The organism is Sciscionella marina DSM 45152, assembly GCF_000379465.1.
Classification (GTDB): domain Bacteria; phylum Actinomycetota; class Actinomycetes; order Mycobacteriales; family Pseudonocardiaceae; genus Sciscionella; species Sciscionella marina.
On record NZ_KB905383.1, the window covers coordinates 1 to 22,815 of the forward strand.

Below are 22,815 nucleotides of genomic sequence, written 5' to 3' on the forward strand. Positions count from 1 at the left end.
TGTCACCGGCTGAGCCGACCTGGCCCATCGAGCCGCGAATCTGGTGGCGCCACAGCGATTGTTGCGGCTTGCGCGAGCGAAATTGACCTCCTCGGTCGCTGTGCAGCGTGCACTCGGCGACGGTGCCGCCGCGTCGGGCGACGGCGGATTCCAGGGCGTCGAGGGCGAGCTGGGCGCTNATGCGGTCAGCGATAGAGTAGCCGACGATCCGGTTGGACCACACGTCCTTGACCGCGCAGAGGTAGACCTTGCCTTCGTTGCTCGGGTGTTCGGAGATGTCTGTCAACCACAGGCGATTCGGCGCGTGGGCGGTGAACTCCCGACGCACCAGATCATCGTGTGCGGGCGCGCTGGGCCGGGACTTGCGGCCGCGACGTTTCTTCCCGAACACGCACCACCACTGGTTGGTCGAGCAGATCTTCCACACCGTGCGGTCGGACACCTGGTGCCCAGCAGCGGTGATCTCGTCGCGCAACAGGCGGTAGCCGAATTCGGGGTCCTCGTGGTGGGCGTCGTAGATCGCGTTGGCCAGATACGCCTCGGCCAGCTCGGTGTCGGTGACCGGTCGGGCAAGCCAGGCGTAGTAGTGCTGGCGGTGGAGTTTCAGCACCCGACACGCGACCGCCACCGGCACCCGGATGCGGGCACCGGCAGCGACCAACTCCTTCACGAGCGGGTAGAACCTTTTCCCGGCAGATTGCCCTGCGACAAGTACACCGCCGCCCGGCGCAACACCTCGTTCTCCTGCTCCAACAGGCGATTACGACGTTTGAGTTCGCGCAGCTCGGCCACCGCATCGGAGCTAACACCAGGTTTCACGCCGTCTTCGACGTACGCCTGACGCAACCACTTCTGCACCGTGATTGGGTGAACACCGAAGTCCTTCGCGACCTGCTCGATCGTCACACCGGACTCGCGGTTGCGCGCGACCCGCACGACGTCCCCACGAAACTCACGAGGATAAGGCTTGGGCACAGCAACATCCTTCCACGCCTGCCTCTCGGCAAGCGAACTCGGATGTCACAGATCTATACAGCAGCCCCGTGGGCCACACAGCCGTATTGACAGAGGCTTGCCACCGGCAAAGAGACACGCTGACACGCCAGTGCGTGGCGGCCCGCCGATCGCCTACGACGACGGCAGACCGCCACGCCCAAGAACCCGGCAGATGCAACAGCGCTAGCATCGAGCAAGGTTTTCCGCAGGTCACAAATAGGTCACTAAATAGGTGTCCACCCTGACCAACACAACCACGCACGAGCACCCGTTTGCCCAGGTCAGCGTTCCAGGTCGCCCTGGATGAAGCGGTTGACGGCGTCGCGGGCTTCGGAGTCGGAGTACTGCACGGGCGGGGACTTCATGAAGTACGAGGCCGCGGAGAGGATGGGTCCGCCGATACCCCGGTCGAGGGCGATCTTGGCGGCACGAACGGCGTCGATGATGATCCCCGCGGAGTTGGGGGAGTCCCAGACCTCGAGCTTGTATTCGAGGTTGAGCGGCACATCCCCGAACGCACGCCCTTCGAGGCGAATGTAGGCCCATTTACGGTCGTCGAGCCACGGCACGTAGTCCGAGGGCCCGATGTGCACGTTCCGCTTGCCGAGGTCCCGGTCGACCTGGGAGGTGACCGACTGGGTCTTGGAGATCTTCTTGGACTCGAGCCGGGACAGCTCCTTCATGTTGAGGAAGTCCATGTTGCCGCCGACGTTGAGCTGCATGGTGCGGTCCAGCTGCACGCCGCGGTCCTCGAACAGCTTGGCGAGCACCCGGTGCGTGATGGTCGCCCCGACCTGGGACTTGATGTCGTCTCCGATGATCGGCACCCCGGCCTTGGTGAACTTCTCCGCCCATTCCGGGTCGGAGGCGATGAATACCGGAAGCGCGTTGACGAAGGCCACGCCCGCGTCGATGGCCGCCTGCGCGTAGAACCGGTCGGCCTCCTCGGATCCCACCGGGAGGTAGGAGACGAGTACATCGGCCCCGGAGTCGCGCAGCGCCTGCGCCACGTCGACCGGCTGCTCGTCGGACTCCTCGATCGTGTCGGTGTAGAAGGCACCGAGCCCGTCGAGGGTGTGCCCGCGCTGCACGGTCACGCCGAGCGGTGGCACATCGGCGATCTTGATGGTGTTGTTCTCGCTCGCCAGGATCGCCTCGGAGAGGTCGTTGCCGACCTTTTTGGCATCCACGTCGAACGCGGCGACGAACCGTACGTCGCGCACGTGGTAGTCGCCGAACTGCACATGCATGAGCCCGGGAACGATGCTCTCCGAATCGGTGTCGGCGTAGTAGTGCACCCCCTGCACAAGCGAAGCCGCACAGTTTCCGACTCCGACGATCGCGACCTTCACCCCGGGGGTGTTAGCGCCCATGACCGGATTCCTCACTTTCTTCGGTTTCCTGCTCCGCACGTTCGTGCGCGATCAGTTCGTTGAGCCAGCGCACCTCGCGCTCACTCGTCTCGAGCCCCTGTTTGTGCAGCTCACGGGTATAACGGTCGATCTGCTCTCCGGCACGGGCCAGCGCGCTGCGCAGTCCCTCGCGCCGCTGCTCGACCCGCCTGCGGCGCCCCTCGAGGATGCGCATGCGCGCGCTCGCGGAGGTGCGGGCGAAGAACACCATGTGCACGCCGAAGCCTTCGTCGTCGCAGGAGCTCGGGCCCGCGTCCTCGGCGAGTTCGGCGAACCGTTCCTTGCCCTCCGCGGTGAGCTCGTAGACCTTGCGCGCCCGTCGCTGCTGGCTCCGCGCACCCTCCTCCGGATCCCGCTCGGCGATCAGTCCGCGGCGCTGCAACCGGCGCAGCGTCGGGTACAGCGAGCCGAACGAGAAGGCCCGCAGCGAGCCGAGCAGTTCCCGCAAGCGTTTGCGGAGCTCGTATCCATGCATCGCCGAGTCGTGCAGGATGCCGAGCACGGCGAATTCGAGCATCGACACCTCCAAGGCGATCACGGCGGTTATATATCGGGACGATACATCGGCTCGAGTGGTCCCCAGCAGCGAAAGCGAACCTTCTCACACGTCAACGCCACAACCCCCGAAATACGTCCCGATCACCCGAAAAATCGCACACGAAGCGTGCCCGAGCCGGCACGAATCCACCCCGGATGCGCTCCCGGTTCAGCGAAACCGAATGCGAATCGGACCATAAATCGAATCGGCCGGTTCAGATCACAGGATGGACACGTACCCTGTAGATCGTGCGAACCCAACGACAGCTGGTGGACTACGCGCTGCGCCGCCGCGCGCTGCTCGCGGAGGTCCGTGTCGGCCGCACCTCGACCATGGATGTCTGCGATGCGAACCCCTACCTGCTGCGGGCCGCTCGGTTCCACGGCGAGCCGGGCCAGCAGCCCTGTCCGCTGTGCGACGGCGAGCTGGTCAACACCAACTGGATCTTCGGGGACGTGCTCGGGCCCGCCTCCGGCTCCGCACGCTCACGAACCGAGCTCGAGAAGATGACCGAGCTGTTCAGTGAGTTCAACGTGTACGTCGTCGAGGTCTGCCCGAGCTGTCATTGGAACCACCTCGTACAGTCATACGTCCTCGGGACCGGTGCCACCTCGGACGGTGAGCGCGGTACCAGGAACCGGAAACGGAAGACGGCGGGACAGTGATGCCACGAAGTACGCCACGAAAACCCGTCGCCGAACACCAGGGCGCCGGCTGCCGGACGGGTGAGCCGCCCATGGAGGTCAACTCGTGAACGACCAGCGTAGACCGTCTTGGCCGGGTGACGATCCCGACGGAAGGCAGGGACGGCCGGCCGCTCAGAACTCCGGCGGCGCGCACCGACATCGCAGCGAGGAACCCCAACCCGGCGCCGGTACCCATGGTTCCATCCAGAACGTTCTCGGTGGTGGAGCCACGCCGAATGGAAACGGGTCGAACACGCAGCAACCGGGACGGCCGGTGCGCCAGCCGGTGCCCACGAGCGCCCGCCCGGTGCCGCCGCCGTGGCAGCGCCAGGCCGGGCCGACCGGTCAGCAGCAGCCGCCGCGCGGACCCCAGCAGCCACCGCGGCCCGGGGGGCGGCCGAACAACTACGCCCCACCGCCGATCCCGCCCGTCGAAGGGGAGACCGAGCTGCTCCCGCTGGTCGACGAGGACAAGCACTACGACGACTACCGCGAGCCGGAACTGCTCACCCACCGGGACGGTTTCGACGACTTCGACGAGGAACCGCTCGAGACCGACGGCCGGCTGAACACGCACTACCTCGCCGAGGAGGACGAGTACGCGGACGAGGAGCCCGAGCCGGAAGCGGGGGACGATCGCGAACCGCCGCAGCGACCCCGCTCCACCAGCCTCGAGCGGGCCCGGATGCGGCGCAAGCGGCGGTGGAAACGCATCCGCCGGGGCATCTACATCGCCGCGGCCGTGCTGATCATCGGGCCGATCCTCGGGTTTTTCATCACCTATCAGGTCGTGGACGTGCCCTCCCCCGAGGAGGCACAGGCCAAGCTCGCGCAGCCGGTGAACTACTACTTCGCCGACAAGTCGGTGATCACCACGGACAAGACGGACGGCGGCAACCGCACGATTGTCAAGCCGAACCAGATCACCGACACGGTCAAGCACGCCACCGAGGCCGCGGAGGACGCGAGCTTCGAGACCAACTCCGGTTTCGATATCAAAGGCATCCTCGGCGCCGTGTGGAAACAGGTGAGCGGGCGCCAGGGCGGTGGTTCGACCATCTCCCAGCAGTACGTCAAACAGGCCACCGGTAACGACCAGCACTCGTACTGGCGCAAGGCGATCGAGCTCGTCCAGTCCTTCAAGATGACCAACGAGCAGTCCAAACAGGACATCATCACCGCGTACCTGAACACGATCTATTACGGGCGCGGCGCCTACGGCATCCAGGCCGCGGCCAAGGCCTACTTCAACACCGATGCCGAGAAGCTGACCAAACCACAGGCCGCCGTGCTCGCCGGGTTGATCCAGGGACCGGGCCGTTCGGAGAACGAGAAATACCGGGCGGATCGCGCGAACTACGTGATGGACCAGATGGTCGACCACAAGTGGATGACCAAGGAGGAGCGGTCCCAGGCCGTGGTGCCGACGCCGATCGAGGCGGGGAGCAACAAACAGGAGACCCAGCTCCAGAAGAATCCCTATCTGCTCGCGGTCAAGCGGCAGGTCGACAGCGAGCTCGAATCGAAGGGACTCGACGCCAACCAGCTGCGGCACTCCGGCGCGAAGATCTATACGACCATCAACCCCAAGGTCCAGCAGATGGCCGTTGATGCGAACAACAAGATCATGAGGGCCAACAAGAACGACAAGAACCTGGTCAGCGGGCAGGTCTCGGTCAACCCGAAGACCGGGAGCGTCCTCGCCTACTATCCGGGGCAACGGGACAAGTCGCAGTACGACCAGGCCGCCCAGGCGCACCAGCCAGGGTCCTCGTTCAAGCCGTTCACCTTCCTTTCTCTGCTGGAGAACCGACCGGGGGCAGGGCTGGGAAGCACCTTCGACGGCACCGACAACCAGGTGATCAAGGGCACCAGGGTGCACAACGCCGATGAAGAGAGCTGTGGCACCAGCTGCACGGTCAAACAGGCCATGACCGAATCGGTGAACACCGTCTTCTACAACATCGCCGCCCAGATCGGCACCCAGAAGGTACGCGACGCCGCCTGGCAGGCCGGCATCTCCAAGAGCACGTCGCGGGCGGGCTGCGAGAACGTCCCCAGCCTCACCGAGGTCGACCCGAAGACCTGTAAGCCCAAGGAGATCGGCGGCGGTATCGCGCTCGGCCAGTACCCGGTCTCGGTCAAGGACATGGCCCAGGCCTATGCCACCTTCTTCAACAACGGCACGTTCATCCCCGCGCACTTCGTCAGCAAGGTCACCGACTCCTCCGGCGAGGACACGCTTTACCAGGCGCAGACCACGGGCAAACCGGCCTTCGACAAAAACGACCCCAAGCGCAACGCCCAGCTCTCCAGCACCGTCCTCGACTCGATGAAGGACGTGCTCGGCTACAGCGGCGGTTCGCTCGGCGGCCGGCCGAACGCGACCAAGACCGGTACCGCGCAGGCCTACGCCGCGGGCGACGAGGGCAGCAACACCGCCGCCTGGATGGTCGGCGGCACCCCACAGGTGGTCAGTGCCGTCTACGTCGGGGACAAGCGCAACAGCGGTAAGGCCATCCACGGCAACTACTCCAACCCCAAGGGCAGTTCGACCAACTACGACATCTACGGTCGTGAGGAACCGGCCTTCATCTGGCAGGAGTTCTCCAAGGACTACCTGCAGGGCAAACCCGTCGAGCAATTGAGTGAGATCCCGCCGATGGGGGAGCAGTCCGACTACTCGTACTCCACCTACACCCCGCCCACGCAGACGAACTCGTCCAACGATCAGACCGATGCGACCGACGAGACCACGCGTAGCAGGCACCGGCGCACGACCCAGCACACCACCCATAACCAGGACACCAGCGAACCGGACAACAACACCGGTTCGAGTCCACCGACACATGGGGGCGGTGGCGGCGGCACCGGAGGCGGTGACACCGGCGGTGGCGGAGGTGGCCACGGCGGAGGCACCGATGGTGGCGGCACCGGCGGTGGCGGCGGTGGCGGTGGTGACACGCCGGGTGGCCACTCCGGAGGCGGCCACACCGGTGGCGGCGGCACCGGCGGCTGACCCGAACAACCCGCTCTGACCAGGTTGAACAGGCCCTTGTGAGTGGTTGTGTTGGTTCTAACCAACACAACCACTCACAAGGGCCTTCTGGCGTTGCTCGTACCATGCGGCGGTGACCGATAGCGCCGAGTCAGACACCGAATCGGGCGAGCCAACGCGAACGGTGCGGAAGGGTTCGCGAGGGGGCACTGAGGACACGGACTCGTTGACGCCGGACGAGCGCGTGATCCCGACCTGGACGCAGACGATCGCGCGGCAGGCGTCGGCGGTGATCGGCGGACCCCTCGGCAGACATGCGGCGATCGGCCGGCACTGGTTCTTCTCTCCGCTCCGGGTGGTGCTCGCCATCGGGATCCTGGCGCTGCTGCTTTCCTGGTGCGGGAAGGCCGCGTGCATCCAGTCCAACGATCAGGGCACCGGGCTCGACTGGTCGGGACACCGTCAGTACGTGTCGATGTGCTACTCGGACATCGTGCCGCTTTACGGGAGCGAGCAACTGGACAAGGGCGCGTTCCCGTACCGCGACTCGTGGGCCGAGGAGACCACCGATGACTCCGGCAAGCAGGTCACCGAGCGGCGTTATATGGAGTACCCGGTGCTCACCGGTCTCTTCCAGTGGGTCAACGCCAAGATCGCCGACCTGTGGACGAGCCTCGCGCACTCCGGAATACTGCCCGCCGCGCTGCCGGTCGCGGTGTATTTCAACGCATCGGCACTACTGCTCGGGCTCGCCTGGCTGGTGACGATCTGGGCGGTCGCCCGCACCGCGCGCCGCCGAGCGTGGGATGCCGTGCTCGTCGCGGCTTCTCCACTGGTGCTGGTACACGCCTTCACGAACTTCGACACGCTTGCGACCGCGTTCGCCGCGACCGGGCTACTCGCCTGGGCGCGCAGAAAACCCGCGCTCGCCGGGATACTGCTCGGACTGGGCGGGGCCGCGAAGCTCTATCCGCTGTTCCTGCTGTTCCCGATTCTGTTGCTGTGCCTGCGATCCGGGAGACTGCGAGACGGTCTGCGCACCACGGGCACCGCGGTGCTCGCCTGGTTCGTGGTGAATCTGCCGATCATGCTCGCCTATCCGGAAGGCTGGGCGCAGTTCTTCCGGCTGAACGCTTCGCGGGCGGCGGATCCGGACTCCCTCTACAACGTCGTCTCCGGCCTCACGGGCTGGACCGGGTTCCCCAGCGTCGAAGCGTTGAACGGGTTCAGCGGTGTCGTACTCGCCCTCGCCTGCGTCGCGATCGGCTGGCTCGCCCTCTGCGCGCCGACCAGACCGCGGCTCGCACAGCTGTGTTTCCTCCTCGTGGCCGCGTTCCTGCTCACCAACAAGGTGTGGAGTCCGCAGTATTCGCTCTGGCTCGTCCCGCTCGCCGTGCTTGCCCTGCCGAACTGGAAGCTGCTGCTCGGCTGGATGGCGATCGACGCACTCGTCTGGGCGCCGCGGATGTTCATGTACCTGGAGCAGGAGACGATCAAGGCAGGCGAACCGGATCGAGGCCTGCCACCGCAGTGGTTCCTCGGCGCCGTCACGGTTCGCGATCTCGCGGTACTCGGCCTGTGCGCACTGATCGTGCACCACATCCTGCACCCGCAGCGGGATCCCGTCCGGATCAGCGGGGACGACGACCCCAGCGGTGGGCCGGTCGCGCAACGCCTCGACCGCTTCCTCCTACCGAGCCTGCCGAAGCTGCTCTCCGCACGCGGGAAAAGCGGAACGACACCACAGTCCAGTTCGGACTGAAGAGCCGGTCCAGACACTGAAACGCCGGGTGCGCCGGACACAGTGACTGTGTCCGGCGCACCCGGCAGATTTCCGTTCAATTAGCGGTGACGGTGGTGATCGCGCGATTCAGGGCCCATGATCCGCTCCGGCCCACCGGTTTCGCCAACAGACCTCAACGGGTCACTCAGTTGGTGGCCGGCTCGTTGCCACGCTGCTGGTGGTCGGTCACCGAGACCGGACCCGGGTATGCGGGCACGAGAGCGTGCACGCCCTTCAGGCCTTCGGCAACCGGGTTCGCCACAACACCGGTGAACGCCCCGGCGACGACCGAGCCCGCACCGGTGCCAACGCCCTGGAGCGCCTCGGCTGGCTTGCCTTCGAGCAGCTTGCCGGCCTGCCCGATCTGCGTGCCACCACGGATGAAGTCCTTGTGCGCCTGCTCGTAGGAGGGCACAACGTTGCACGGTGAGTTGGTGGTGCCGTCGTCCGGCCCGTTGGTAGTGCTGCTGGTCTGCGAGCAGAACTGGTCCGGGCTGGCGGTGTCCATGGTGGACGCAAAGCTGCTGGCGGTGCCGCCCAGGAGGGCGAGTCCAGCGGTGGCCGCGGCGACCGTGATGGCCCGCTTCATGAAGGTCTTCATGTGGAAATACTCCCGTTCGTTTCTTGATAAAGCGCCGCTGGTGTTAACCCGCACGCAAGTAGCTATTTCGTTCTTCGGTTCCTCGAGGTTCGATCCGCGCAGATCAGGAATTCCGTAATGAACATTAAACACGCTATGGCCGAGAACGAAAGTCGCATGCGACCATCAGGTGACAAGGGAGTGCCATGTTCCCTCATTCGTGTTGCCAACTCGCCAGTAAGGCAGCAAAAGACGCATGCAGGGCGGGCATCCATGTCGCCTGAACGTGTTGCCACGCCCGTTAGCTCGGGTTTTCAATTACCCTTCGAAAGGTACCTGTCGACCGGGTATTCCGGCGTTACCCGATCGAAGGATAGTACGGAAGTTTAATGTTTTCCCATCAATACCGGCAGTCGTAATTGAATGAATGATGGCCAACCATTAAACCGCTAACACAATTTCCCGCTATACCGTATTAGCATGAAACCGTTCGCTGGTTTATGCTGGCCCGGTGACAGTCGTGATCGGAGTAGGCGGGCCGAAGGGCGGCGTGGGAAAGACAACTCTCGCGCTGAACATGGCGACCCATTGCGTTCGCGGCCTCGGCGAGCAGACCCTGCTCGTCGACACCGATCCGAACCGTTCCGCGCTCGACGCGGCAACCGCGGCGGGCGCGGCGATGCCCTTCCAGGTCGCGGTGAGCACCGATCCGGCCGAGCTCGGCGGCCTGCGCACCGCGGGATTCGACGTGGTGCTCGTGGATCTGCCCGGCGTGCGCGAACACAGCGCGCTCGATGCGCTGCTGTGCAAGGGCGCACTGGATGTACTCGCCTTCCCCACCCGGCCGGAGCTGATGGACCTGCGCCCGCTGCTGTCCTTCGTGGACGAACGCGTGCGACCGAACAACGTGCCCTATCTGATCGCGCTCACCCGGGTGCACCGCGATCGCTGTCGCGCCGCCGAGGAACGAAGAGATGAGTTGCGTTCGCTCGGTTATCGCGTCGCAAGCACCTATACCCGCGCACTCGTCTCGCACGACGACGCGCTCGAACTGGCCAAGCCGGTCTGTGACCTACCTGGGGGCCGGCATTCGACGGCCTCGGCGGCGACCCGCGAGTACCGCGCGCTCGTCGCCGAGTTGCTCGCCATGTGCGGGCACAGATACGACCCGGACCACACCACCGCACCCGTGTCCCGCATCCCAGCCCGACCGACCGGAGCAGCGGAGGTCATCCATGGCAACTCAACGTACGCTTGCTGAACTCCTCGGCAGGACCCCACAGGTCGCGCCGATACCCGAAGAGCAGCCACCATCCGAACAGCAGGCTGCCCCCGAAGGGCGACGGGACGAACCCGAACAGACCGAACGGATGCGCCCGCCCGGGGCGGTGCACCCGCCTGCGCCCGAACCGAACGAATCCGCGGCCTCCGCCGAGCTGCGCACTCCCGCGCCCGGATCGGCCGACCGGATCACCCTGTACCTGCATCCCGACGATCACCGCGCCCTCGGCCTCGCCAAGCTGGACGACCGGATCGACCACAACACCCGCATCCGCGCGATGATCGCGCTGTGGCGCAGCGACCCGGACGCGGTCAACGAGCTCGCCGCCCGGCACAAGGCGCCGTAGCCGCAGGCGAGCGGGGCACCGCCCGGTAGGGTCGCCGCGAACCGGGAACGCGACTACGTGGTGGCTAGAGAATGATGACGCGAGCACAAGCACTACTGACCAGGCTGCTCGCCATCGGGCCGGCACTCTGGATCGCACTCGGCGTGGTCGAGCTCGCCGCCGCGGTCGTGGTGCTGATGGTGATCCCGATGCCGATCGACCTCGAGGTCTACCGACTCGGTGCGCAGGCACTGGTCCGGGGCGCACCGCTGTATCACGATCTGCCGCCCACCAGCGCGGGCATCGCGCTGCCGTTTCTGTACCCGCCGCTGGCCGCGCTGCTGTTCACCCCGCTCACCCTGATAGAACTGTATCCCTCCGAGGTGCTGTTCGGCACCGTCTCCACGATCGCGCTGCTGGCCACCCTCTACGTCTTCGTGCGCGAACTGCACCAGCGCGAGGGCCGTGAGCTCCCGCGCGCGCTCGCGATGAAGCTGGCCCTGCTCGGCCTTCCGGTCGCCGCCCTCGCCGAGCCGGTGCGGGAGAATCTGCAGTTCGGCCAGATCAACACGGTGCTGATGGCCCTGGTCGCGGTGGACTGCCTCGCGCTGCGCAACACCCGCTACCGTGGACTGCTCACCGGTATGGCGACCGCGGTCAAGCTCGTTCCCGGTGCCTTCCTGCTGTTCTTCCTGCTGCGCAGGGACTGGCGTGGGGTGCTGGGCATGGTGGTCGGCGGGGTGGTGTCCTCGGCCATCGCGCTGATCGTCGCGCCCGGGCTGTCGATCCAATTCTGGACCAAACAGGTCTTCGACATCGCGGGCAATGTCACCTTCGCGACGAACCAGACTCTCAAGGGGTTCTTCGCCCGGCTGATCGCCGATGAGACCGCGCAGAACGTGTGCTGGGCGGTCTCGGTGATCGCGCTGCTGGTGGTGATCGTGATCGGGATGCGGCGTGCGCTCGCGGTGCGGGACACCGCCTCCGCGCTGGTGATCAACGCGATCGGCGGGCTGCTGATCTCGCCGATGTCCTGGTCGCACCACTGGACCTGGGTGGCCCCGGCCTTCCTGCTGCTCGCCGTCAACGCGTGGCGGCTGCGCCAGCCCTGGCTCGCGCTCGGCACGGTGGCGGTCATGGCGATCGGCTACATCGGGCCGTTCTGGTTCGCTCCCCGGGACAACGGGGCCGAGGTGCACTGGACGGTGTGGCAGCAGATCTACGGGAACTCCTACGTGCTAGTCGGGGTGATCGCGCTGGTCATCACCGCGATCAAGATCGGCACGCGGAATCACGTGATCAGCGTCGACGAACCCGGTGTGCCAGCCGGGCGCGGCGCGTAGGAAGGCCGGGAACAACCCGGCGAGCAGGGCGGCCCGGCCCCAGACGCCGATCATCACCGCCTGCGCGGCGAATCCGTCGTAGATGCCCGAGTCGATCTGGTAGTACCAGCGGAACAGGCCGATCCCGAACACCACGTCCACGAGCAGATAGCTGACGATCCAGCCGGGGTGCACCCGCAGCAGCGCGAAGAACGGCAGCAGCCAGAGCACGTACTGCGGGGAGTGCACCTTGTACAGCAACAGGAACGCGCACAACATCGCCGCGCACACCGCGACGAACGGGTACTCGCCGGTGCGCAGGCAGCGGCGGTGCCCCAGATACAACGCGAGCGCGCAGCCGAGCAACACCGCCAGTGGTGCCGCCAGGCCGACCGCGTCCTGGAAGGCCTGGTTGTCCGGATTCGAGTAGGGCCGAAAGGCCCAGAACCAGATCGAGTTCGTGGTGATGTCCACCTTGCGAGCGGCCTGGAAGGTGAACGAGGCCAGCCAGCCGTCGAAGCCGAGCGCCACGAACGGCAGGTTCACCAGCACCGCGGGCGCGATCGCGGCGGCCAGCACCCGGCTGACCCGCGCGCCCCGTGTCCAGGTCAGCGCGAGCAGCGGCAGCACGAACAGCGCCGGATAGAGCTTGAGCGCGAAGCCCAGACCGAACAGGACCGCGGCGAGCACCGCGCGCTGTTCGAACGGGCGCCGCCAGCGCAGCAGGGCGAGGAACCCGCTGGTGCTCACCGCGACGACCGCGAGGTCCCAGTTGTGGAAGCCGTACAGCACCAGAGCGGGGGCCAGCGACCAGCACAGCGCACGCCAGCGGGTGAGCTTGCCCAGTGCGAACGCGGTGAACAGGCCGAACGGGGCCAGCAGCAGCGCCGAGACCAGCAGGAACTGCCCGTCGTTGCCCGCGAACACCGAACCCAGCCAGATCAGCATCCCGGTCAGCACCGGGTATTCGACGCTGCCCCCGGTCAGCTCACCGCGCGCGTCGAGCCCGCCGTCGGTATAGGGGAAGCGGTGCCGGTCCAGTTCGCGGGCCTGCCACAGGTACTGGATGTCGGAGTAGCAGACCTCGGCGTACTGCTTGGTCCCGATCGAGGGCTGGGTGACCCCGTGCGCGTCGTACCCGGGCCCGGCGCAGCGGTCCTTGTTCGCGAACCCCGCGACGAGCATGAGCCCGCACAGGGCCACGAGTACCGCGAGGACCAGGCGTTCCGGGCGGCGGGACCGCTCAGCCGGTGTGTTCGCGTAGGTAGGCAATGTCCTCGGCGATCCCGGTCCACGGCGTCTCGCACACCACCGGCGCATCGGCGGCGCGCACCACATCGGCGAGCTGGCTGACCTCGATGGTGCCGTTGCCCAGATTCGCGTGCCGGTCCCGCCAGGAGCCGAACGAGTCCCGCGAGCTGTTCAGGTGCACGAGATCGATGCGCCCGGTGATCGCTTTGACCCGGTCGACGATCCCGACCAGGTCCTCACCGGCCGCGAAGGCATGGCAGGTGTCGAGCACGAAACCGGCCTCGAACTCGCCGACCTCGTCCCAGAGTCTGGCGAGCATGTCGAATCCGCGCGCCATCGCGTTGTCCCCGCCCGCGGTGTTCTCGATCAGCACGCGGGTCGGGAAACCCCCCTCCTTGGCCTGCCGTTCGAACAGCTTGCGCCAGTTGCCGAGCCCTTCCTCGGGCGCGTCATCCTTGGTGACGTGCCCGCCGTGCACCACGAGCCCGGTCGCGCCGACCTCCGCGGCCACCTTCGACTGCTCGAGCACCTGCTTGCGGCTCGGGATCCGGATCCGGTTGTTCGTCGATGCGACGTTGAGCACGTACGGGGAGTGGATGAAGACCTCGAGATCGCTGTCCTTGATCTCGGCCGCGTTCTCCGGGGCCTTCGGCGTCTTCCAGGACTGCGGGTCGGAGAGGAAGAACTGCACGACCTTCGCGCCGACCTCGTCCGCGGCGTCGATCGGGTCCTCCTGGCGTACATGTGCTCCGATTCGCATGGCCGTCAGCGTAACCACCCCCACCGACGAACATCACCCGCCCGTTTTGTGGGGGTGCCACGGGACACCGAACGCCGGTATCGTGACCGTCACCTATCGGCTACTGGGTCGTTAACTCATTCGGCAGGAGGGATGAGTACATGGGCGCGCGTGTTGGACGGATCGCCGCGAGTGCGGTGCTCGCGGCGGGTGTCGGCTTCGCATCGACGGCCATCGCGGCACCCGTCGCCGATGCCGCGCAGCCGGTGATCGTCGGCAGCTGCAATGCCACGGTGACCGGGTCTCCCGGCGAGCCGGTCTCCATCGATCTGGGCGCGGTGCTCGGTATCGGCAAGGGCCCGGTCGTGCCGATCGGTGCCATCCCGCAGGCCGGTGCCCGCGCGCTCAACCCGGCCGGTGCGGCCAAGGCGCACAAAGGCCCGCTCGCCGACCTCATCGGCGGTATCAACAGCGTGCTGCAGAAGCTGCTCACCGGTGGCTGCTCGATCATGGCCAAGACCACGAACGCGATCGCGGCGCCGATCCAGGACGCCGGAAAACCGGTCACCGACGCGCTCGCGCCCGCCTCGAAGCAGCTCGCCAAGGGCCTGACCGGCCTGCACATCGCCAAGCAGAACCCGCCGGACCGGCAGAGCCCGGGCAATCCGGGTGGTTCGCCGAGCCAACCAGGCAACCAGGGCACGACGCCGCCGCCCAAGGAAGGGCTGCCCGCCCCGCCCGCGCAGAGCGGCCCGCAGGGTGTTCCCGCGGGGATTCCGCTCTACGGCCAGCTCGGCTACGGCTCCGCGGCACCCATGTCCCCGGCCTCGCTGTACAGCGCGGTTCCCATGGACGCGCCCGGATTCGGCGTCGGGTACGGCGCACCGGGCATGTACGGTTCGGATCAGGGCGCGCAGTACGGGTCGCAGATCCCGGGCAACGCACCCTCGTTCGGTCAGATCCCCGGACAGACCACCAGCGACTCGATGGGTGACCCGGTGCGCACCGCGGGCCGGGCGACCGCACTCGCCGAGCCGGTGAAACAGGGCGGCAACGACATCGGCGTCCCGCTGCTCATCGCCGTCATCGCGGCGACCGGAGTCACCGCGGGGCTCGCCCGCGCTTGGGTAATGAAAAAGGCAACGCGTTGAACAGTGAAGGGGTGACCGGGTTGAGGAAAGGTCTCCGTAGAACCGCGGGACTCGCGACCATGGCCGCCATTGTCGGCACCACGGCAGTGCTCGGCGCCGGAAGCGCGTCCGCCGCGACCGTGACCTACGGATCGTGCACCGGACAGCTTCCCGTGCACATGGGAGACACCGTCTCCATCTCCGGTGCGGCCGTGGCCGGTCAGGCCAAGCAGGCCATCGCGGAGAACCCGGGCCTGTTCACCAATCCCGATGACGCGTACAAGCAGATGAGCAACATCCCCGCCATCACGGTGGGGAGCATGCCGCACGGCGCCTCCACCCCGATCACCGGCGCGGCCATCGCGGACGCCGTGAACAAGGCGTACAAGAACGGGATCGTGGACGGCCTCGGCCTGGACAAGAACAAGTCCCGCCAGAACATCGAGAACAAGATCGCGGGCACCTGCGGGTTCACTGCGGCCGCCGTGGACTACAAGCCGCCGCAGCAGCCCTCCTCGCCACCGTCCTCCTCGCACCCGGCCACACAGTCCCAGGCACCGAAGACCGCGACCGGTGCGCCGACCGCGCCCGGCGGAGCGAGCGGCACCGCGCAGCCGCCGCAGGAGCGGTACGGCTCCGGGGCGATCCCGGCCATGTCCGCACCGCCCTCGGCCCGCTACGGCACCCCCGACTCGCTCGCGGCTCCTCCCGGGGAGCGCTACGGCGTGCCCGGTTACGCTCCGGCCACCGGCCAGCTCGGCCCGGACAGCGCCGCGAACAACCCGGTGCACCAGGCGGGCCGGGCCACCACGCTCGCGCAGGACCCGAACGGCGAATCGAGCAAGGTCGGTATTCCGATGCTGATCGCGGTCATCGCCCTCGCCGGGGTGTCCGCCGCGCTGGTCCGCACCTGGGCGCTGCGCCGGCTGTAAGAACCCGGCTGGCCAGCCCCGTCGGCGCCTGTACAAGCCGCTGCCGTATCCTGGACCGGTTGACCCTCCTGTCACGGAACGTCCGTGACCGCCAAGTCCAGAGGAGGTGAGTGGTCTTCATGCGTCATTACGAGGTAATGATCATCCTCGATCCGAGCCTTGACGAGCGCAATGTCGCTCCATCGCTCGAGAACTACCTGCAGGTGATCCGCACCGGGGGTGGCTCGGTCGAGAACGTGGACATCTGGGGCCGTCGCAGGCTCTCCTACGAGATCGCCAAGCACAGCGAGGGCATCTACGCCCTTGTCGACGTGAACGCCGAGCCGACGACCGTCGACGAGCTCGATCGGCAGCTCTCGCTGTCCGAGACCGTGCTCCGTACCAAGGTGCTGCGCCGCGACGCGCAGCGTGTCCGCGGTTCCGCGACGGCGAAAGCGAACTGAGCATGGCTGGCGAGACCGTGATCACCGTTGTCGGCAACTTGACCGCCGACCCGGACCTGCGGTTCACCCAGTCGGGAGCCGCGGTCGCGAGCTTCACAGTCGCGTCGACCCCGCGCACCTTCGACCGCGCCAGTGGCGAGTGGAAGGACGGCGAGGCGCTGTTCCTGCGGTGCAGCATCTGGCGCCAGGCGGCCGAGAACGTCGCCGAGTCCCTGACCAGGGGCATGCGCGTGGTCGTGCAGGGCCGCCTTCGCCAGCGCACGTTCGACACCCGTGAGGGCGAGAAGCGCACTGTCGTGGAGATGGAGGCCGACGAGGTCGGCCCCTCGCTGCGGTACGCGACCGCCAAGGTGAACAAGGTCAGCCGTGGATCCGGTGGCGGCGGTTTCGGTGGTGGAGGCGGAGGCGGCCAGTCCGGTCCGTCCGCGCCCGCCGACGACCCGTGGGGCTCCGCACCACCGGCGAGCACCGGCGGATTCTCCGACGAACCGCCGTTCTGATCAACCTGTCCCATTCCACGTGAGCAAGTAGGAGAAAGACCGTGGCCAAGCCACCCGTACGCAAGCCGAAAAAGAAGGTGTGCGCCTTCTGCCGGGACCGCAACGCGCACACCATCGACTACAAAGACACCAACCTGCTGCGCAAGTACATCTCGGACCGCGGCAAGATCCGCGCGCGCCGGGTCACCGGCAACTGCAGCCAGCACCAGCGGGACATCGCCGTCGCGGTGAAGAACTCGCGCGAGATGGCGCTGCTGCCCTACACGTCCACCGCGCGCTGAGGAAGGAGCACGTCATGGCGAAGATCATTCTCACGGCAGACGTGGCCAACCTCGGCGGCCCCGGCGACATCGTCGAGGTCAAGGACGGCTACGCGCGCAACTACCTGCTCCCGCGGTCGCTCGCGATCACGGCGACCAAGGGCGCCGAGCGGCAGGTGCACACCATCCGCAGGGCGCAGGAGGCGCGGCGCATCCGCGACCTCGACCACGCCAACGAGGTCAAGCAGCGGATCGAGAGCCTCCCGGTGATCGCCCTGGTCGCGAAGACCGCGCCGAACTCCAAGAAGCTGTTCGGATCGGTCACCCCGGCCGATGTGGTCAACGCGCTCAAGGCCGCGGGCGGGCCGACGCTCGACAAGCGGGTGATCGAGCTCGGTGGGCACATCAAGACCACCGGTAAGCACGCGGTCACCGCGAACCTGCATCCGAAGGTCGAGGTCACCTTCGCGCTGCAGGTGCGCGCCGCGGACGCGGAGTAGTCCGCGAAAAGCATCCCGGGCCGTCCCGTCCGACTTGGACGGGACGGCCTTTTGCTGCCCACCTTCTGCTGTCCGCGCCCCCGCCCAACGACACGCCGAGGGCCCGCACGGCGCGACACGCCGAACCGATTTACCCGAAAGTTGTCCACAGCTGCTCCACAGGGTTTGACCTGCGCGAATGATGAGGTATCCCATCACTGTCCCCAGGTTGTCCCCAGTGGGTCCACCTCTCGGCGACATGCTGTCCCGCCTTGTCCCCACCGGGTCCACGCCTTGTCCCCAATACTGTCCCCATGGTGGGTTGCCCGGCCCGTGGCGCGGACCTAACGTCGCCGCAGGGGACATACCTTTGCGGTATCATCGAACGTATGTGCGAATGGAGGGACTATCGCGGTGACGGTCGCTGACGAGCGAGAAGCGCAAGCACCCGGAGCTCCGGCGGCGTACGAGAAACAGCCGCCGCAGGACCTGGCCGCCGAGCAGTCGGTGCTCGGCGGGATGCTGCTCTCCAAGGACGCCATCGCCGATGTCGTCGAACTACTCAGCCCGGGGGATTTCTACCGTCCGGCCCACGAGGCCGTCTACGACTGCATTCTCGATCTCTACTCGCGCGGGGAACCGGCCGATGCGATCACCGTCTCCGCCGAACTCGAGCGGCGCAGCGAGCTGTCCCGGGTCGGCGGCGCCCCTTACCTGCACACCCTGATCGCGACCGTGCCCACCGCGGCGAACGCCGGGTACTACGCCCAGCTGGTCGCCGAGAAGGCCACCCTGCGCAGGCTCGTGGAGGCCGGCACCCGGATCGTGCAGCTCGGTTACGGCGGTGGGGACGGCGCGGAGGTCGACGACATCGTCGACCGCGCCCAGTCGGCCATCTACGACGTCACCGAGCGGCGCACCGCCGAGGACTACGTGATCCTCGAGGAACTGCTCCAGCCCACCATGGACGAGATCGACGCCATCGCCTCGCGAGGCGGGATCTCCAAGGGGGTGCCGACCGGGTTCGCCGATCTCGACGAGGTGACCAACGGCCTGCACCCCGGCCAGATGGTCATCGTCGCGGCCCGTCCCGGTGTGGGCAAGTCCACGCTGGGCCTGGACTTCGCACGGTCCTGCTCCATCCATCACCAGCAGGCGAGCGTCATCTTCTCGCTGGAAATGAGCCGCACCGAGATCGTGATGCGCCTGCTCTCCGCCGAGGCCAAGATCCGGCTGCAGGACATGCGCACCGGCAAGATGTCCGATGACGACTGGATGCGGCTGGCCCGCAAGATGAGCGAGATCTCCGAGGCCCCGCTGTTCATCGACGACTCGCCGAACCTGACCATGATGGAGATCCGCGCCAAGGCGCGGCGGCTCAAACAGCGCAACGAACTGCGCCTGATCATCGTCGACTACATGCAGCTGATGACCTCCGGGAAGAAGGTCGAGTCCCGCCAGCAAGAGGTCTCCGAGTTCTCCAGGCAGCTCAAGCTCGTCGCCAAGGAACTCGAGGTCCCCGTGGTCGCGATCAGCCAGCTCAACCGTGGGCCCGAACAGCGCACCGACAAGCGGCCGATGCTCTCCGACCTGCGTGAGTCCGGAAGCCTGGAGCAGGACGCCGACATCGTCATGCTCATCCACCGCCCCGACGCGTTCGAGCTCGACGACCCACGCGCCGGAGAGGCCGACCTCATTCTCGGCAAGCACCGTGCGGGTCCCACCCCCACGATCACGGTCGCCCACCAGCTGCACTACTCCCGCTTCACCGACCTCGCCCAGGGCTGAGCAACCACTCCCGACCTGCACGAACCGGGCCGGTCGATGGGGTTGTGCGTGGTTGTGTTGGTTCTAACCAACATTTCCGCACACGACCTTTTGAGACATTTTTGTCTCAGGTGAGCTATGATCGTCTCATGTCGAGTCGGGAGACGATTTTGCGCGCGGCGGCCACCCTGCTCAGCCGCAACAACGGCGCGACGATGGACGAGGTCGCGAAGGCGGCCGGGATCAGCCGGGCGACGCTGCACCGGTACTTCGCCGGGCGGAAAACGCTGATCAAGGCGCTCGAGGAGCTCGGCATCGAGGAGGCGGAACGGGCATTCCGCGCGGCCCGGCTCGACGAGGGCACCGCGACCGAGGCCCTGCACCGGGTGGTCACGGAGACCGAGTCGACGGCGCCGCTGCTGTCTTTCCTGCTCAGCGAGGACCAGCTGTACCTCGAGGAACCATCCGAGGGCTGGCAGCAACTCGAGGACCGGCTGGTGGAGTTGTTCCGCCGCGGCCAGGCGGACGGCGAGTTCCGGATCGATATGAGCACAACCTGGCTCTCCGATGCCCTGCTCGCGCTGATCGCCGCGGCCGCGTGGTCCGCCCAGTTCGGCCGCATCGCGAGCAAGGACTACCGGGCGATGATCCTCGGCCTGTTCCTCGACGGCGCGCGGCGGGAGCAGCCATGAGCAAGAGCCTGCGGTGGTTCGCGCTCGCGGTCGTCGTGCTCGCCGAACTGCTCGTCACGATCGACGCGACCGTGCTCGGGCTCGCGATCCCGTTCCTCAGCGAGGACCTGCACCCCTCGAACACCCAGCTGCTCTGGATCGCCGATGTCTATTCGTTCGTGATGGCCGGGTTGCTGATCTCGATGGGCAGCGTGGGGGACCGGTTCGGCCGCAAGCGGATGCTGCTGATCGGCGCGGCCGGATTCGGGCTCATCTCGGTGCTCAACGCCTATGCGACGAGCCCGGAGCTGCTCATCCTCGCGCGCGCCCTGCTCGGTGTCGCGGGTGCCGCCCTGCTACCCGCCACGCTCGCGATGGTGCGCACCCTGTTCGATGATCCGGCACAACGCAGCTTCGCGATCGGCGTCTGGGGTGCGATGGCCTCGGTGGGCATGGCCATCGGACCACTGCTCGGTGGTGTGCTGCTCGAACACTTCTGGTGGGGTTCGGTCTTCCTGATCAACCTGCCGGTCATGGTGCTCGTGGTCCCGCTGGCGATGAAGCTGCTCCCGGAATCGCGGAACCCGAACCCGGCGCGGTTGGACCCGGGCAGCGTGGCGCTGTCCATGATCGGCCTGGTCGGGGTGGTCTACGCGATCAAGGAGGCCGCCCAGTTCGGCGCGCGGCTCGATGTGCTGGTCGCGGCGGTCCTCGGGATCGGCGGGCTCTTCTGGTTCGTGCGCAGGCAGCTACGACTGCCGAACCCACTGCTCGACGTCCGGTTATTCGCCAACCGCGGGTTCACCGGGGCCGTGCTCGCGGACCTGTTCAGCATCCTCGGGCTCGGCGGGACCGTGTTCTTCCTTTCCCAGTACCTGCAGATGGTCCAGGGCCGGAGTCCGCTGCAGGCCGGGCTCATCGAACTGCCGGTGACCGTGGGAGCGGTCATCACCGGCCTGCTCGCCGGACAGCTCGCACGCCGGTCCGCAGTACGCGTCATCGTGGCGGGCGGACTCGTACTGCTGGGGCTCGCGCTCGGCGGGATGTGCCTGTTCGTGGAGGACACCTCCGTCCTGTTCATCGGCATTCAGCTATTCGTACTGGGTGCGGGTGCCGGGCTGGCCTTCACGGTCACCGCGGACATCATCCTGTCCAGCGTGCCCACCGAGCAGGCGGGCGCCGCGTCCGCAGTATCCGAGACGGCGTACGAACTCGGTGGCGCGTTCGGCATCGCCCTGCTCGGCTCGGCGCTGTCCGGTGTCTACCGCGGGTTTCCCACCCCGAGTGGAGTACCCCGGCAGCTCGCGGACAGTGCGCACAGTTCGCTCGGCAACGCGATCACCGTGGTCGGCCAGCTGCCGGAGCGCACCGGGTACGCCCTGCTCGGGGCCGCGCGGTCCGCCTTCCTGAACGGGCTGCAGCTCGCCGCCGGGCTCGGCGCGATCCTCGTACTCGGCACCGCGGTGGCCGCCTGGTTCCTGCTGCGCCGCCAGCGCCTGCATCAGTCGTGAGTGGTTGTGTTGGTTAGAACCGACACAACCACGCACGAGCACCCGTTTGTCCAGTTCAGGCCATACGGCGAAGTACTACGCGGGTGCCGAGCGCGTCCAGGCCGAGTGCGCGCTCATGCTCGCGCAGTTCCTCGAGGCCGGGGGTGAGCTCGGTCAGTTCGGTGAACCCGTGCTTGGCGTAGAAGGGCTGGTTCCACGGGATCTCGGCGTAGGTGATCAGGGTCATCGCGGTGTACCCCTGCTCGACGGCGTGCGCGAACGCGGCCTCGACGAGGGCCCCGCCGTGTCCCCGGCGCCCGTGATCGGGGTGCACGGCGAGCTGTTCGAGGTGCGCATGCCCGTCCACTTCCTCGACGCGCGCGAACCCGACCGGGGGCCGGCCGGTGACGTGCACCCAGTCGGCGGCGCGCAGTTCCTCGAGGTCACCTGGCGGAGGCAGGGGACTCCAGCCGATCTCGGCGAACAGTTTGTCGGAGGCGGCCTCCAGCTCCGGGAGGGCGCGCAGTTCTTCGGAAGTGGCGAGCCGAACGGTCATGACATCCGTGATGCGGTTCCGGAGGAGCCGAGCTCACCCGGGGCGTCCTCGTGTACGTCGAGCTTCTTGGACTTGGCCAGCCAGCGGCGGACGATCTCGATCACGCCGAGGATGCACAGCACGATCGCGAAGGCGAGCAGCAGCCCGTAGAAGGGCTGGTTCTCGAAGGCCGAACCGCCGATCCAGCCGACGAGCCCGGCCTGGACCGCCCAGATCGAGCAGCCGATCGCGTCGAGATAGAGGAACCGGGCGAGCGGAAACCGCATCCCGCCCGTGGCCAGCGCGGTCGCGACCCGGCCACCGGGCAGGTAGCGGCAGGCGATGATCATGGCGGTGGCATAGCGGCGCACCATGCGCTGAACCCAGTCGTAGAACTCCTTGCCCCCGTCCCTGCGCTGCAGGCGGTGCAGGATCGCGGCACCCGGTCCGCGCCCGATGACGTAACCGACCGTGTCACCGAGCATCGCCCCGGCCGCCGCGACGACCGCGAGAATGAGCAGTTTCAGCGGGTGACCGTCGAGCAGCACGGCGACCGCGATCACGGTGGCCTCGCTCGGCATGAACGGCACGAGCGCGTCGAGCCCGGCCATGAAGAACACGATCAGCCACAGCCACGGAGAGTCGATCGAGTGCGCGACGACCTCGGTGAAATGGTTCAACATCTCGAACACGCGC

The 22,815-nt window shown here is 67.1% G+C and carries 24 protein-coding genes; 15 read left to right on the top strand and 9 right to left on the bottom strand.

Going from position 1 to position 22,815, the window contains the following annotated elements; genetic code table 11:
- From A37U_RS0111110 to A37U_RS0111125, 4 genes are all read right to left on the bottom strand, one after another.
- On the bottom strand, positions 1 to 670 hold a 670-nt coding region (locus A37U_RS0111110), incomplete at its 3' end, for an IS3 family transposase (protein WP_020496718.1).
- The gene (locus A37U_RS52855; protein ID WP_026197096.1) at positions 667 to 975 is read right to left on the bottom strand and encodes a transposase; all 309 of its coding nucleotides are present in this window, start codon (positions 973 to 975) and stop codon (positions 667 to 669) included. The genes A37U_RS52855 and A37U_RS0111110, both read right to left, overlap by 4 nt.
- 302 nt (positions 976 to 1,277) lie before the next feature.
- A complete protein-coding gene (locus A37U_RS0111120; RefSeq protein WP_020496720.1) occupies positions 1,278 to 2,369 on the bottom strand; it encodes an inositol-3-phosphate synthase in 1,092 nt (363 codons plus the stop codon).
- Positions 2,359 to 2,925, bottom strand: coding sequence for a PadR family transcriptional regulator (locus A37U_RS0111125; RefSeq protein WP_026197097.1), 567 nt, complete (start codon positions 2,923 to 2,925; stop codon positions 2,359 to 2,361). The genes A37U_RS0111120 and A37U_RS0111125 overlap by 11 nt, the downstream gene beginning before the upstream one ends.
- A gap of 269 nt (positions 2,926 to 3,194) precedes the next feature.
- Between A37U_RS0111125 and A37U_RS0111130 the strand changes: the two genes are divergently transcribed.
- The 3 genes from A37U_RS0111130 to A37U_RS0111140 all read left to right on the top strand — a co-directional run bounded on the left by A37U_RS0111130 (position 3,195) and on the right by A37U_RS0111140 (position 8,392).
- Positions 3,195 to 3,611 carry a DUF5318 family protein gene (locus tag A37U_RS0111130; protein WP_026197098.1) on the top strand — a complete coding sequence of 139 codons (417 nt, stop codon included), beginning with the start codon at positions 3,195 to 3,197 and terminating at the stop codon, positions 3,609 to 3,611.
- Between the two features lie 295 nt (positions 3,612 to 3,906).
- On the top strand, positions 3,907 to 6,651 hold the full coding sequence (locus tag A37U_RS43165; protein ID WP_020496723.1) for a transglycosylase domain-containing protein: 2,745 nt from the start codon (positions 3,907 to 3,909) through the stop codon (positions 6,649 to 6,651).
- A gap of 205 nt (positions 6,652 to 6,856) precedes the next feature.
- Complete coding sequence (locus A37U_RS0111140) at positions 6,857 to 8,392, top strand: glycosyltransferase family 87 protein (protein ID WP_240437546.1); 1,536 nt, start codon at positions 6,857 to 6,859, stop codon at positions 8,390 to 8,392.
- A gap of 166 nt (positions 8,393 to 8,558) precedes the next feature.
- On the opposite strand, the gene A37U_RS0111145 is transcribed toward A37U_RS0111140, so the two are convergent.
- A complete protein-coding gene (locus A37U_RS0111145) occupies positions 8,559 to 9,014 on the bottom strand; it encodes a hypothetical protein (protein ID WP_020496725.1) in 456 nt (151 codons plus the stop codon).
- Between the two features lie 490 nt (positions 9,015 to 9,504).
- Between A37U_RS0111145 and A37U_RS48220 the strand changes: the two genes are divergently transcribed.
- The 3 genes from A37U_RS48220 to A37U_RS43175 all read left to right on the top strand — a co-directional run bounded on the left by A37U_RS48220 (position 9,505) and on the right by A37U_RS43175 (position 11,943).
- Positions 9,505 to 10,254, top strand: a complete 750-nt coding sequence (locus A37U_RS48220; protein WP_157182752.1) for a ParA family protein — start codon at positions 9,505 to 9,507, stop codon at positions 10,252 to 10,254.
- A complete protein-coding gene (locus A37U_RS0111155; protein ID WP_157182753.1) occupies positions 10,229 to 10,621 on the top strand; it encodes a hypothetical protein in 393 nt (130 codons plus the stop codon). The genes A37U_RS48220 and A37U_RS0111155 overlap by 26 nt, the downstream gene beginning before the upstream one ends.
- A gap of 71 nt (positions 10,622 to 10,692) precedes the next feature.
- Entirely contained in the window at positions 10,693 to 11,943 is a 1,251-nt protein-coding gene (locus tag A37U_RS43175) for a glycosyltransferase 87 family protein (protein WP_020496728.1), read from the top strand.
- Here A37U_RS43175 and A37U_RS0111165 read toward each other — a convergent pair.
- Both A37U_RS0111165 and A37U_RS0111170 read right to left on the bottom strand, forming a co-directional pair.
- The gene (locus A37U_RS0111165) at positions 11,839 to 13,194 is read right to left on the bottom strand and encodes a glycosyltransferase family 87 protein (RefSeq protein ID WP_240437547.1); all 1,356 of its coding nucleotides are present in this window, start codon (positions 13,192 to 13,194) and stop codon (positions 11,839 to 11,841) included. The two genes, A37U_RS43175 and A37U_RS0111165, sit on opposite strands and share 105 nt — an antisense overlap.
- Positions 13,166 to 13,933, bottom strand: coding sequence for a deoxyribonuclease IV (locus tag A37U_RS0111170; protein ID WP_020496730.1), 768 nt, complete (start codon positions 13,931 to 13,933; stop codon positions 13,166 to 13,168). Before A37U_RS0111170 ends, A37U_RS0111165 begins: the two co-directional genes overlap by 29 nt.
- Before the next feature lie 140 nt (positions 13,934 to 14,073).
- Between A37U_RS0111170 and A37U_RS0111175 the strand changes: the two genes are divergently transcribed.
- The 9 genes from A37U_RS0111175 to A37U_RS43185 all read left to right on the top strand — a co-directional run bounded on the left by A37U_RS0111175 (position 14,074) and on the right by A37U_RS43185 (position 21,605).
- Complete coding sequence (locus A37U_RS0111175; RefSeq protein ID WP_020496731.1) at positions 14,074 to 15,063, top strand: hypothetical protein; 990 nt, start codon at positions 14,074 to 14,076, stop codon at positions 15,061 to 15,063.
- Positions 15,064 to 15,122: 59 nt separating this feature from the next.
- Positions 15,123 to 15,974: a hypothetical protein gene (locus A37U_RS0111180; RefSeq protein WP_020496732.1), complete on the top strand. Its 852-nt coding sequence runs from the start codon at positions 15,123 to 15,125 to the stop codon at positions 15,972 to 15,974.
- Positions 15,975 to 16,093: 119 nt separating this feature from the next.
- Positions 16,094 to 16,417: a 30S ribosomal protein S6 gene (rpsF, locus tag A37U_RS43180; RefSeq protein WP_040587378.1), complete on the top strand. Its 324-nt coding sequence runs from the start codon at positions 16,094 to 16,096 to the stop codon at positions 16,415 to 16,417.
- Positions 16,418 to 16,419: 2 nt separating this feature from the next.
- Complete coding sequence (locus A37U_RS0111190) at positions 16,420 to 16,917, top strand: single-stranded DNA-binding protein (RefSeq protein ID WP_020496734.1); 498 nt, start codon at positions 16,420 to 16,422, stop codon at positions 16,915 to 16,917.
- Between the two features lie 41 nt (positions 16,918 to 16,958).
- Positions 16,959 to 17,198, top strand: coding sequence for a 30S ribosomal protein S18 (rpsR, locus tag A37U_RS0111195; protein WP_020496735.1), 240 nt, complete (start codon positions 16,959 to 16,961; stop codon positions 17,196 to 17,198).
- A gap of 14 nt (positions 17,199 to 17,212) precedes the next feature.
- Positions 17,213 to 17,677 (top strand): 50S ribosomal protein L9, encoded by a 465-nt coding sequence (rplI, locus tag A37U_RS0111200; protein ID WP_020496736.1) that lies wholly within the window; start codon positions 17,213 to 17,215, stop codon positions 17,675 to 17,677.
- Positions 17,678 to 18,070: 393 nt separating this feature from the next.
- On the top strand, positions 18,071 to 19,444 hold the full coding sequence (gene dnaB, locus A37U_RS0111205; RefSeq protein ID WP_020496737.1) for a replicative DNA helicase: 1,374 nt from the start codon (positions 18,071 to 18,073) through the stop codon (positions 19,442 to 19,444).
- A 128-nt stretch (positions 19,445 to 19,572) separates the two neighbouring features.
- On the top strand, positions 19,573 to 20,115 hold the full coding sequence (locus A37U_RS0111210; RefSeq protein WP_020496738.1) for a TetR/AcrR family transcriptional regulator: 543 nt from the start codon (positions 19,573 to 19,575) through the stop codon (positions 20,113 to 20,115).
- Positions 20,112 to 21,605 carry an MFS transporter gene (locus A37U_RS43185; protein ID WP_020496739.1) on the top strand — a complete coding sequence of 498 codons (1,494 nt, stop codon included), beginning with the start codon at positions 20,112 to 20,114 and terminating at the stop codon, positions 21,603 to 21,605. The genes A37U_RS0111210 and A37U_RS43185 overlap by 4 nt, the downstream gene beginning before the upstream one ends.
- A 55-nt stretch (positions 21,606 to 21,660) precedes the next feature.
- On the opposite strand, the gene A37U_RS0111220 is transcribed toward A37U_RS43185, so the two are convergent.
- Complete coding sequence (locus A37U_RS0111220) at positions 21,661 to 22,140, bottom strand: GNAT family N-acetyltransferase (RefSeq protein ID WP_020496740.1); 480 nt, start codon at positions 22,138 to 22,140, stop codon at positions 21,661 to 21,663.
- Positions 22,137 to 22,802: a DedA family protein gene (locus tag A37U_RS0111225; protein ID WP_240437555.1), complete on the bottom strand. Its 666-nt coding sequence runs from the start codon at positions 22,800 to 22,802 to the stop codon at positions 22,137 to 22,139. The genes A37U_RS0111220 and A37U_RS0111225 overlap by 4 nt, the downstream gene beginning before the upstream one ends.
- Positions 22,803 to 22,815 lie beyond the last annotated feature (13 nt).